General features: G+C 67.4%; 7 protein-coding genes. 2 read left to right on the top strand and 5 right to left on the bottom strand.

Annotated elements, in window-relative coordinates; genetic code table 11:
* Both ABZ453_RS07900 and ABZ453_RS07895 read left to right on the top strand, forming a co-directional pair.
* Complete coding sequence (locus tag ABZ453_RS07900; protein ID WP_359012678.1) at window positions 1–1,887, top strand: hypothetical protein; 1,887 nt, start codon at window positions 1–3, stop codon at window positions 1,885–1,887.
* 154 nt (window positions 1,888–2,041) lie between these two features.
* Window positions 2,042–2,329 carry an IS3 family transposase gene (locus ABZ453_RS07895; RefSeq protein WP_359012676.1) on the top strand — a complete coding sequence of 96 codons (288 nt, stop codon included), beginning with the start codon at window positions 2,042–2,044 and terminating at the stop codon, window positions 2,327–2,329.
* Between the two features lie 82 nt (window positions 2,330–2,411).
* On the opposite strand, the gene ABZ453_RS07890 is transcribed toward ABZ453_RS07895, so the two are convergent.
* From ABZ453_RS07890 to ABZ453_RS07870, 5 genes are all read right to left on the bottom strand, one after another.
* A complete protein-coding gene (locus ABZ453_RS07890) occupies window positions 2,412–5,261 on the bottom strand; it encodes a hypothetical protein (protein ID WP_359012674.1) in 2,850 nt (949 codons plus the stop codon).
* 697 nt (window positions 5,262–5,958) lie between these two features.
* Window positions 5,959–6,456 carry a hypothetical protein gene (locus tag ABZ453_RS07885; protein ID WP_359012672.1) on the bottom strand — a complete coding sequence of 166 codons (498 nt, stop codon included), beginning with the start codon at window positions 6,454–6,456 and terminating at the stop codon, window positions 5,959–5,961.
* A gap of 582 nt (window positions 6,457–7,038) precedes the next feature.
* Window positions 7,039–8,406 (bottom strand): CHAT domain-containing protein, encoded by a 1,368-nt coding sequence (locus tag ABZ453_RS07880; protein WP_359012670.1) that lies wholly within the window; start codon window positions 8,404–8,406, stop codon window positions 7,039–7,041.
* 198 nt (window positions 8,407–8,604) lie between these two features.
* Window positions 8,605–8,964 (bottom strand): hypothetical protein, encoded by a 360-nt coding sequence (locus ABZ453_RS07875; protein ID WP_359012668.1) that lies wholly within the window; start codon window positions 8,962–8,964, stop codon window positions 8,605–8,607.
* Between the two features lie 70 nt (window positions 8,965–9,034).
* Window positions 9,035–11,773: a hypothetical protein gene (locus tag ABZ453_RS07870; protein WP_359012666.1), complete on the bottom strand. Its 2,739-nt coding sequence runs from the start codon at window positions 11,771–11,773 to the stop codon at window positions 9,035–9,037.
* Window positions 11,774–11,822: the final 49 nt, after the last annotated feature.

Raw genomic sequence — 11,822 nt, 5'->3', positions numbered from 1 at the left:
GTGCCCATCTCCTTTCACACCGACAACCTGGCCGCCGTCATCCTCAACAAGTCGAAGCCGGGGATCACGATCTGGAACCGGCTGGAGGGACGGCCGCGCACGGAGGCGTTCGATCGCGCACTGCGCGCGGAGGTACGCGACCCGTTGTGGTTCCTGACGCGCCAGTGGCAGATGGGGGAGTTCCGGGGTGACGACGCCGGCTCGCCGATCTCGGTGAAGGTCCGGCTGGAGACGACGAAGCTGCAGAAGTACCAGGCGGTGAACGGGCCGGTGGAACCCTTCACCGACTCGATCCCGTTGGAGGCGCACGTGGAGCGGATGCCGCTGCGATTTTCCCAGCGCACTCGCCCGGATGCCGAACCCCACGGCATGGCCCTCGACATCCGCCTGCTCATGGGTCGGCAATGGTTGAAGATGATCCGCGGGGTCGCTCCCGCCGCGGCGGAGCAGGAGTTCCTCACGAAGTATCCCGTGCACGAACCCGACCCCACCGAACCACTGGACTCACCCACCTGCGCCCATCCCGAGGCATGGTCGAACTTCGCGGCCGCAGCGGGCCGCCGGATGGATGGCGCCCTCCTCTACTTCCACCTGGTGGCCGGGCCGGCGAACCACGCCTCCGACGGCATCGCCTCGCTTGCCGGAATGGATGCGCTGATCGATCCGATCGCGACGCGCTTCGTGGCCTGGTTCGAGCGGCTCCTGTACCAGCCCAAGGGCGCGGGCGCATGGGAGAGCGATCGCCTGGAGTACCAGTTCGCGACGTCGGCGCCAGAGGCCGGCGGCGAAAAGGTGCTCGTGGCCGAGCAGTACTTCCACGGGCACCTCGACTGGTACAACTTCGACGTCGACCCGCACCGCAGGACCCTCGGTGAACCGGATCCGGCGGCCGAGCCTCCCACGCGGACCACACTGACGATGCTGCCGACGCAAGCGACGTTCAACGGCATGCCCAACACCCGCTGGTGGCGGTTCGAGGACAGCCGCACCAACTTCGGCGACATCAAGCCAGACACAACCGACCTGGCCAAGCTGCTCCTCATCGAATTCGGACTGGTCTACGCCAACGACTGGTTCCTCGTGCCGTTCACGGTGCCGACAGCCGGCACGGCCACCGTGCGCGGCATCGCCGTGACGAACGTGTTCAACGAGCGGACGTGGATCACGGCGGCAGGCGCGGGGGGCGACGACAACTGGCAGCGATGGGCGATGTTCCTGGCGTCCATCAAGGGGAAGGGGCACGAGCCCGCCGATCTCAGCCTGTTCCTCCCGCCGGCGGCGCAACAGGTGCTCGAGGGCACCCCGCTCGAAGAGGTCCACCTCGCGCGAGACGAGATGGCGAACATGGTCTGGGGTATCGAGCACACCGTGCCGATGCCGTCGGGCGAGCCGAGGAACGGCCGCAAGGCCGCTTACGAGACACGTGACTTCTACGAGCGGGAACTGGAGCGCGTCCTCGGCGCTCCGCCGCAGCCATCGCCGTTCGCGGAAGGCGCCAAGATCCGCTACAAGGTGATGAGCTCGGTCCCCGAAAACTGGATCCCGATGGTCCCTGTCCACATCGAAGGAGGCAACCGCGAGGTGCAGCTCCAGCGGGCGGCGATGCTTCGGTTCACGGAGGGCGACACCAACCCCACGCCAGAACCGGTCCGACCGCGCACCTCCCTCCTGCGCGAAGGGCTGGAAGACGTCCCGCAGGTCGGCTACAGGCTTCACGAGGAAGAGGTGCCACGGGCCGGTGTCCGAGTGACGCAGAGCTTCCAACGGACCCGATGGAGCGACGGGCGAGCATGGGTGTGGATCGGGGTGCGCAAGCAGACCGGACGAGGCGAGGGTTCCAGCGGCTTGACGTTCGATCAAATCGTCGACGCGCCGCTGCGGCCCTGACTTGCCGGCTCGCCGTGAGCTTCGTGCGCGATGGGCGTGTTAGCAGTCAGTAATTCGGCTCTGTCGGGGATCTTGTGGCGTCATGTGCCTGACGTGGGCATCTACTGGGCGCGGTTCAGGGGGTTTGGGGCGGTTGCCGCCGCATTTGGCCGGTGTGGGTGGTCGAGTCGATCGAACGTGCGGCCGGAACGGTCACGTTCCCGCGTCCTCACTCCAGCGCGGCCGCGAGCCGCGCACCCACATCCGCGGCCGCACCTTCACCACGAGTGCCGAGGCCAACCTCGCGCTCTTCGAATACATCGACGGCTTCTATAACTCCCGCCGCAACCAGGAACGGCTCGGCTTCCTCAGCCCGATCGAGTTCGAGGAGAAGCACTACGCCGAGCAGGCGACGGCCGAACCAACGAATCTGAACACCCATCAACCCCTGCTGACCAGCTGATCAGCACCTCCCGCATGACGGGGGAACCTCAGCTGTGACCACTGACCGTATTCGGACAGCCTCGTCTAGCACAGTGTCAGCGTTACGTTCCGGCAGCTGTACCTTCGGCACCCGCCACAGCGGGTGGCACGTTAAGCCCGTCTGCGGGGAGGGCGACGGGTTGGTTGAGCTGTGCGCCTTCCTCCAGAGCTCTGATGGCCACGCTGAGCTCACGCAGCCGTGTTGCTAGATCGGGCCGTGCGCGGGCCAGTTCGGCCGCATCGTGGTGCAGGTTCAGCAGTTGTTGCCAAAGGATCGATCGGCCTGCGTCGAGCAACTCGGCCGCACGGCCCTCCTGTCCAGCCTCGATTGCCGCAGCGCAAGCGTTCCCGGCAATGCCGTTCCATTCCATGAGCAGACGTTCGCGGTCCGCTCGTGGCACGCCGAGCCAGCTGACCCGGGGCAACAAGTCGACCGCCAGCGCCGCCGCGTCAACCGCTGAGCCGAGCTCGCCTGTCTCCAGCCCCAAGCGGGCCCAGCTCTCGGCCGCGGCAAGCCGTACCATCACGGCAGCTCGCCCGGTTGCCGCGGCCTCGCGCCAGGCGTCGGCGGCGCCGTGGAGGTCGTCGGCCGCCGCTTCAGCGTTTCCGCCTTCCGTCCGCTGCTTGGCTCTCTCGGCCAACGCCCCGCCGAAGTGATGGAGGTCGACCGCCCGGTCGGGAGAGTCCTGTGGGCAGGTGTCCGCCGCTTGGCGGAACGCGGCCACGGCACAGTCCAGATCGGTGGGATCCCCCACCAGGTGGCTCCTCAACTCCAGCGCTGCGCCAAGGTGCCTGAGCCGGGCCTCCAGGGCGGGGTCTTCGGCCGTGGACAGGCCCACGGCCTTCACGAGGGCGTCCCTCGCTTCGTTGCAGTGGTGGGGCGCACCGGTCTCGGAGGCAAGCTGCGTGAGTGCAACACCGAGCATGTCCAGGCGGTATGGCAAGTCGGCGTGGCCGTCCGGAACCAAGCGCACCGCAGCTCTCATCTGCTGCACGGCTTCTCGCACGTCGGAGGCGCTCCCGTCCTGTCCGTAGCGGTTCAACAGCGCCGAGGCGAGGTTCCCCATGCGACGGGAGCGGTCGGGGTGGCTGTCAGGCAGGACGGCGATCGACTCCCGGTGCAGATCAACGGCTTCCAGCAGGTCACCCGATCGCCCACGCAGCCAGTAGCGCACGTTCAGCGCTGTGGCCAGCGCGCTCACATGGTGGCTGCGCAGCGCTTCCTCGGGAGCCCGCGAACACGCCTGCCGGTGTGTCGCGATCGCTTCGTCCAACGCCGATAGCTCGCCCCAGCGCTCGAAGAACTGTTCCAGAGCCAGGGCGAGATTGCCCAAACGGCGGGAGAGATCCAGATGACCCGGCCGGGTCAACTCCGCTGCGGACCGTGTGACTACGACGGCTTCCTTGAGATGCTCGTCCCCGCCCAGTCGGACCGCCCTGGTGAACAGCATGGCCCCAAGGTTCGACAGCAAGGTCGCCTTTCGTACCGAGCCGAGGACGGGAGCGGCCAGCGCCAGCCGGATGTGGTCGATTCCGGTGTCCAGCAGTTCGGGTCGATCGGTGTGCTCGTACCAGGCGGCGAGGGCGCTGCCGAGATTGCTGTGCACCTCCGGCCGCACGGCCTCGTCGGTCGGCGCGAGCATCAGGGCCAGCCGTGCCGCCGCGAGCCCCCTACGCAGGTCCCGCGGTCGACTTGCGTGCCGGTGGCGCGTCACCAGCAGGCTGCTGAGATTCGTCAACACGGCCGGCCTGGCTGCATCGGCGGGGTCCAGTCGCCGCAGCGCGGCTTCGCACAGTTCCACGGGACGGTCGAGACTGGTGGCATCGCCGGCGGACAGTACGGACGCGAGCACAGCTAGGCGCCTCGGCAGCTCGGGATCGCCCTCGGGGGTGTGCCGCACCACCTCCTCCATCAGTCCGGCGGCCTCGTCCAGGTCTGTCTGACCGCCCTGCGCTTCGTAGCGTTCGCGGAGCATTTCCACGAGGTTGGTGATGTAGACCGATTGCTGCTCGGCGCCCTTCTCGGCGGTGACAGCTGCACGGCAGCGGTCGACGGCGAGGCTCAGCTGCGCGGTGTCTCTCGTCGCCTTGTACAGGGCGAACGTCGCCGTTGCGTAGGCGGACAGGGTCCTGGCGCGCAGCGGTGGGTCGATGCTCCCGAGTCGGCCGTCGGCGCGCAGACCGTCGAACAGGCAGAGTGCCTCACGCAGCACCGGCGGGTCCCCGCGGATGTGGTACAAGGCTTCCAGTCCGATCGCCAGATTCACCAGGTGGGGCACGACGTACGCTCCGCCCCAGGCCGCTGCCACCGCTGCCCTGCAGGCCTGTACCGCATTGGCCAGATGTTGGGTTTCCTTGGACCACCGGTGGGCGGTGTGCCAGGCGGCGGCGAGGTTGGACAGGTAGTCAGCCCTGCCGGGGTCGTCCTGCGGAGTGAGTACGAGCGCGGCTTCCGTCAGCACGACGAGCAACCGCATCGCCACGGGGTCGAATCCGTCGGCGAGGACGTCCAACAGACTTCGCGCCTCGTCGATGAGGACCGTGTTTGCCTCGGGCAAGATCTTCTTCTTGATAAGTCGGCGGAGCCGCTTGGGAAGGTGCTTGGCCGATCCCAGGCCGTCCGGATCGACTATGACGACGAGTGAGAAGAGCCGGATCGAGGTCTCCAGGCTTTCGCGACCCGGTCCTTCCGGCAGGATCTCCCAACGGCACCAGAAGAACCACGATGCGAGGTAGAGCAGATCGGTCTCCACCGCCAGTTGCTCTTCGGTGACATGGAGGGCGTCGCACACAAGCGACCATGCCCAGCACCGGGCCTCGTCGGTCCCGAGCTTCTCGCCCTCCGGCTGCTCTTTGCCGTAGGCCGTCACGAGCCGCCGGACCGGGTCCTCCCATGGTGACGGAACCGTCATCCGTGTCCTCCCCTTGTGGTACTCGAAAACGGGACTCGAGGGCCGCACCGCACCGTGTAGATCAGCCAGGCCGCCAGCACGCGTGAACCGCGCGCAACGCGAAGCCGAGGTTGGTTGCGATCCTGCCGAAACTCGGATGCTCCGGCAGGACTTCGATCGCATGGCGGAGCAGGGCAATGGCGTAGTCGGCTCCGCCTGAAGTCCGCGGGGCACGGCCACGACAGCCTGCCGCACCCATTCCAGCGGACATGACGGTTCGATGATGCCGGTCATCAGTGCCTCATGCACTTTCTCGGGTACGCGGTGCTGGGCGCGGGGACCACGAGCGAGGCGAACACCGGGACCGTCAGTTGCAAGTCCTCGCCGTCTTGATGGCCTTGTCGCGCCAGGTACCCGGCACCAACGCAGCCAGCCCCCACATCCATGACGTCGTAGGGAAGCCGACCGTCGGACCCGGTGGCTCGCCGCAGCAGCTGATCCGCCTCCGCCAAGGCCGCCGGCTCGAGTGTCGGCAAGGCGTCCGCGTGTTCGGTGCGGGCACGCGTCCGCGGCCGCCAGGCGTCGATCAATGGATCCCGGCGCCTCCCGAAGGTTGACCGGCACATAGGGGACCCCGCATCCTCAGCACCCAGCAGAGATTCCTCGGCCTTCGAGGCTGTCCGGCCAGCGGCCCAGGAGGAGCCATGGGACGTCACTCCTACGGGGCGCAGGATTCCACGGCCCGCATGCCGTCGGCGCGTTCCAGATCCACGGTTATCTCTCCCGTCGAAGTCTTCAGCGTCAGCCTGCCCGCTGCGATCCGCACCACCGACCCGCAGCGTGGACCTGCCGGAGTGACGACTTCAATGGATGGCTTGGTCCTGGTTGGCCCGTACCACGTCATCCCCACGGCCGTGACGAGCAGGGCCGTGCACGTCAACGCGAGAGTCAGTCCCCAGGCCAGAGCACGAGCCGCTAGAAGTGTCTCGGTGTGGTCGGCGTCGGTCGGCGAGCCGGAACCGTGCCCCGTCCGCGGATCCCGCAGGTCCGCGGCGAGAGGGCGGCCGTGCGCGGCACGCAGCAGCAGTAGGGCCGCTACTGTTCCTGCGATCAGCGCGGTGAGCAGCACACATCCGACGAACGCGTCGTATGGTGAGGCGAGTTCGCCGATGTCGGAACGCCCCTTGACGAGCCCGAACCCGATGAGCCCGGCCAACAGTACTCCAACGCCGTTGCGCCAGGCGAGGGCTTTTTCACGCACTCGGGGCAGCGCGTGCTTGACCGTTTGGTATCGGAGCCGGGCTGTTGCCCAGTCCCGCAGTTCGGCACGCGGGCCGGGATCGATGCTCGGGGTCACCGCTCAGCGGATCCCAGCGTGATGTTCCAGTATGCACCGCAGCCGTCCTCGCCCTCGGGCTGTCCGGGGTGATCGCCCGTACAGGTGCAGATCATCGGGACCACTGTCCGGTCATTGCGAGGAGGATTTGTGTTTCCGTCTGGCTCCGCCCGCCTCCAGCGGATGGCCCTGAAGGTCTTGTCGACGTGGGGGAACTCCATATCGTCCCGGCAGCGCGGACACGGGCCTCGTAGGATGATGCCAGCCCTGGTCGGCAGGGCCTCGAACCCAGTAGTTCCGGTGAGTTCTGTGGCTGTTAGCTGGTAGGGCAGCGGTTCGTCATGAGCCGCGCTTGGGGTATCGGGATGCGCTGAATCTCCCGACCCGGTGTTTCCGGCCGGGTCCGGCCTGGCGGGGGTCTGTGCCACTCGTGGATCCTTCCTGCTGGATGGTGGCCCGGCGCTACGGTCCGGTGTGAGTGAACGGGATCCACAGCCTGGGCTCGTCCGGGGCCGCGTCCCGCAGCGCGCGGACGGCATGGTGCAGGGCCACCGCCGCGCCGTCCGGTCGCAGTCGGCCGTCAGCTGTGATGTCGCTGTATACGGCTGTGAAAACGCTCGCGGATGTCTCATCGTCCACCGACCACAGAGCCGACACGACATGCCGGTAGCCGGTGTAGTGCAGCGCCGCTGCCAGGGTGATCATCTCGTCGAGCAGGTTGATGCCACCGACGGCGGTCTTGCAGGCGGAGAGGCCCGCGAAGTCGCCTCGGAACCGGCGCGCCGCGATGTCGGCAACGCTGAGCATGCCGCCGTCGTGCAGCAGCAAACCACCGTGTGACGGCTCGTTCAGGTTCTGGTCGCCGTGGCAGCTGAAGTGGACCCAGCGGTGCCGTGCCAGTTCCTTGTCCACGTTCTCGCGGTTGGCGTCACGTCCCTGAAGCAGGGTACGCCGCTCGGGTGGGAAGAGCCTCGTGAGCAGCTCTCGTTCCCGGGCGACGTTGTGCAGTACGGGCTGCCCCGGGGCGTCCTCTACGGCGACGATGAGGAGGCGGTCGGTCTCTTCCCCTACCCGGTCGCCCTCGACCCTCGCCGTGCAGGTCGTGCCTAAGGCGTCGGCTTCGTACTCGCTGTTGTCCCGGCGGGTGCCGAGGGCGGGCAACGGGGCGGCTCTGCGGGCCTCCAGAAGGGCCCGGAGTGTGGGGGTATAGGAGGAGACGGCGCGGTCGATCACCGTACGGGGCACCTGGTTGCCGGCCGTGGATCGACCCGTGGCGTGGTATCCGGCGGCGTGCAGAGGCAGAAGGGTGAGCGGCCCGGTTGGGCACCACCAGATACGTGGCCACGCCTCGTCGCGCGCTGGTGCCCGTTCTAACTCCAGCTCTCCGACCACCGGCGCGGCGATGGCGTCCCACAGCCACTCCTGGAGCAAGCGCAGCATGTGGTCCGTACGGCTCTCGGCCTCCATGAGGGCCTCCGCAGCCCGAAGCTGCGCGCGGATGGCGACGGGAACAGGATTATCGTCCACGGCCTTCTGCGCCGACTCGTGGGCAGCTGCGGCAAGTTCTGCGTCGCGCAGCGTCTCCAAGTAGATCTGGGCCCGCTCCGCTGCTTGGTCTAGTGTCAGGTCAGGCAGGGGGCGTTGCGCGACACCGTCCTCGGTGACGATCAGTGCGTCGCAGCGCCAGCGGCTGACGTTGACGATGACGATGGGACCGCCTGACGCTGCGGGACGCAGGGTTTCCAGAGTCGGTGGGCGTAGGAAATCCTTGAAACCATTCAATTCCCTTACTTGGTCGACCAGTTCGTCCCACTCGCGGGCGAGGCTCATCCTTCGGTCCACCGAGCCGCCTCGCCAGTAAGCCGGTTCCGGCATCGCTCATCGCCTCCCCCTCTAGGACGCAATCGCATCCTGCCCGAAGCGAGCGCTGTCATGCTTGGTCATGTTTTTCGGTGGGTTCCCGCCCTCTTTGTGATAGAGGGGCAAGTGTCATAATTACCACAGCTCTTCCAGCTTGCTGCGGACCGCTCAGTTCATAGTCAAGTCGGGTCTGAAGGCGCGCAGCGCGTCGAGTTCGCCATGGCCGTTCAGGCTCCAGGTAATCAGGATCGCGCGTCCCTCGCCGAGCAGGCACAGAAGTCCATACGTCGACTTCTTCTCCCTCAGCGTGCGGGCCACCGCGATCAGCCGCAGCATCGGGGCCTGCCCGCAGTCGCGATAGTGGGCCGGACCGTGACCCTGGCGTTGGCAAGGGAGCGGCCACCATCCCACCGTGCCGGCGAGCCTGGAGGCGTCGATGAACCTACTGCCCAGGTTGGCGTCACCACGTAATGCCGCGAAGGCCTTCAACTGTGTGGGCGAGGCATACCGCGCGATGGGCCGGTTCACACCGCTCTGGGGCCACGAAGATCTTGGCCATCCTGGGCACGCCCACCGGACGCGATCCAGGAGTGCCGGATCAACGGTGCTGTGTTGACGTGCCATTTGGTGTATCACGCTCGAGAGTGGTGCGGACCTCGCCGAGCCGTGAGGCCAGCGGCGCGTTGACGCGCGCGAGGGCCGCGAGGTCGGTTCGAGCGTTCAGCACCTCTCCCCACATCACCCCGCGGCCGTGTTCGAGTAGTTCGATCGCGAAATCGACCCGGGCGGCCTGCAGGGCTGACGCACAGGCATCGCTGGCGAGACCGACGTATAGCCCCATCAGGTGCTCGTGATCAGTGCGGTCCAGCCCGCGCCAGACCAGCACGGGCAGAAGTTCGATAGCGCGCGTGTACCCATCGAGGGCGGCAGCTAGATCGGCCGCAGCCGCGAGGTCCGCCCATGCATGAGCGGCGTTGAGCCTCGTCGTGGCCGCGGCCGTAATCATCTCGGTGACCGTGCTCCAGCATCGGATCGCCTCGTCGGCGTCCGTGTCGTGGCCGGGCACCTGTGACCGCGCCCGCAGCGCGGCGCCGAGGTTACTCAGAATCGCCGCTCGATCGGGGTGGCCGGGGTGGCTCCCCGCGAGTGCATCCCGAGCAGCCCGCACCGCGCCGTTCGCATCGGCCAGGTCGAGGCTGCTGAAGTACTTGGCCATCAGGCTGACGCTGAGGTTGGACAGGTACGTCGTGCGGCCAGGATGGTCCGCAGGGGTATGCGCGATCGACGCATTGAAGGAGGCGATGGCTCGGTCGAGGTCGCTGACGGCAGGCGCGTGCTCGTACCGGGCGTGCAGCGCCGCACCGAGGTTAGATAGGTACCGGCACCGTTCGGAGGTGCCCTCGCCGACCGCGTCGGCGGCCGAGGACGCGGCGTCAATCGCGGCGTCGAGGTCGGCGGCATCTGCAGTACGGTCGAACCGCATGCGCAGTCCGAGTCCTAGATTCGACCGGTATTTTGCCCGATCCCGCGAGGTCAGTCCGGCCGGCGCCGCGGCCTGTGTGAACAGGGCTATGGCCTCGCTGAGGTCGGCGAGGTTGCCGACGAGCTGGTAACGGTCCTGCAAGCACAGCCCCAGATTCGATCGGTACGCGCACAGGTCGGATACCCCTAGATCATTACGGGCGACCGATAGCCGCCCATAGCGGATAGCGAGGTCGAGGTCGTTGCGATCACCGAAGGCCTCGAATCGGGTGTGCACGGTCATGCTGAGGTTCGATAGATACCCGGGCCGCTCGGGATTGTCGGTACCCGTATCGGCCACGGCCGCATCGAGTGCGGCGATCGCACCGTCGAGATCCGCCCGTATTCCGTGCCGTTCGAATCGGTCCGTCAGGACATTCGCGAGATTCGATTGCGCCGCCGCGCGGCGCGGGTCGTGCGGCACGAGTGCCTCCACGGCCGCGCCGGTCGCCGTGCGGGCACGTTCGAGGTCGGCAACGTCGCCGGAGAGGGCATAGCGGGACCTATATGCGCGGCCGAGGTTGGATAGGTACATGTGCCGGTGCGGATCGTTGGGTTCGGCAGTATCGACGAGCTGCGATCCGATGTCGATGGTCGTCTGCAGGTCCTCGGCCGCCCCGTCGACGTCAAACAACCGCCAGCGGGCCGAACTGACATTCGACAGCAGTTCCTTGAAAAGCGGATGCTCCTGCGGGGCGGCGGCCAGCGCCGATTCGAACGCGGCCGCGGCATCGGCCAGGGCCTCACGGTCACCGTAGTGGTCATATCTGGCGTTCAGTACACCGCCGAGGTTGGACTGCAGCAGCGGGTACCGTCGGTCGTCCTCGGCGCAGGCAGCGACGGCCTGTTCGGCGGCGACCGTGGCTTCGTCCAGATCCGATGTACTGCCGGTGAGCTGGAACCGCACGTTAAGTGCCAGCGACAGGTTCGACAGGCGGGTGGCGTGGGCGGGGCTGTGTGGCGGCGTACATTCGCGCGCTGCGCGCATCAATGCGACGCTCTCATCGATGTCCTCGCGCCCGGAGGTGCGACGTGCCAGTGCACGGGAGCGCAGGGCGAGACCGAGGTTGGATAGCGAGGCGGCGTATCCGGTGACATTGGGTAGCGTCGCGGCGACGGCCTGCCGACCGACGTTGATCGACTCGTCGATGTCATCGTCTGCCCGGGTGTGCTCGTGCCGCAGGCGGAGGACGAGGCACAGGGTTGCCAAGTACGCCGCCCGCTTCTGCTCTCCCGCGGGTACCGCCTCGACCGCGCGGCGGACCGCGTCGACGGCAGCATGCAGGTCGGCCAGCTCGCCGAGGACCTCATATCGTAGTTGCAGGGCATTGGCGTAGTTGTTGGTCAGGCTGGGGTACTGGCTGTCGTCCTCAGGTAGGTCGGCGAGTAGCTGGGCGTGCACGTCGACTGCTCGCGACAAATCCGCAGGGTTGCGTGAGCGGTGCGCCTGGACCAGCGACGACTCCGCGTCGTGCCAGGCCCGAAACCGGTCCGTGACGTCGTCCTGGCGTTCGGCCAGGTCTCGTGCCGTCTCTGGGATCCGGTCCGGGGCGATCGCCGCCAGCACTGCGAACAGTCCTACCGCGAGGGATCTGTCGGCCGAGCCCTGGGATCCCAGTACACCGGACCGGCACCAGTGCAGGTCCGCCACCGCCGATATTGCGGACACGTACTCATCGCCGTAGTCCGTCTGGATCGCGGCGATCAATGCCTGCGTCTCGGCCAGGGCGGCCGGATCCAGCAGCGGACCGGTGTCGCCGTGCCGCTCGTATGCGGCCACCCGGGCGCGCAGGGCGTCAATCAGCTTCTGGACCATGCCACACCGTCACCCTTCGTCACCGCCGATTATGGGACGGAGTCGTTCT

This window comes from Streptomyces sp. NPDC005799, assembly GCF_040630525.1.
GTDB classification, from domain to species: Bacteria; Actinomycetota; Actinomycetes; order Streptomycetales; family Streptomycetaceae; genus Streptomyces; species Streptomyces griseorubiginosus_B.
Note: the sequence above shows the minus strand (reverse complement) of the source record. Positions and strands in the feature narration are given on the sequence as shown.

Bases quoted from the DNA above. Each gene is read 5' to 3' on its own strand.
- ABZ453_RS07870 (WP_359012666.1), bottom strand. From the start codon at position 11,773: ATGGTCCAGAAGCTGATTGACGCCCTGCGCGCCCGGGTGGCCGCATAC.
- ABZ453_RS07890 (WP_359012674.1), bottom strand. From the start codon at position 5,261: ATGACGGTTCCGTCACCATGGGAGGACCCGGTCCGGCGGCTCGTGACG.
- ABZ453_RS07880 (WP_359012670.1), bottom strand. From the start codon at position 8,406: ATGAGCCTCGCCCGCGAGTGGGACGAACTGGTCGACCAAGTAAGGGAA.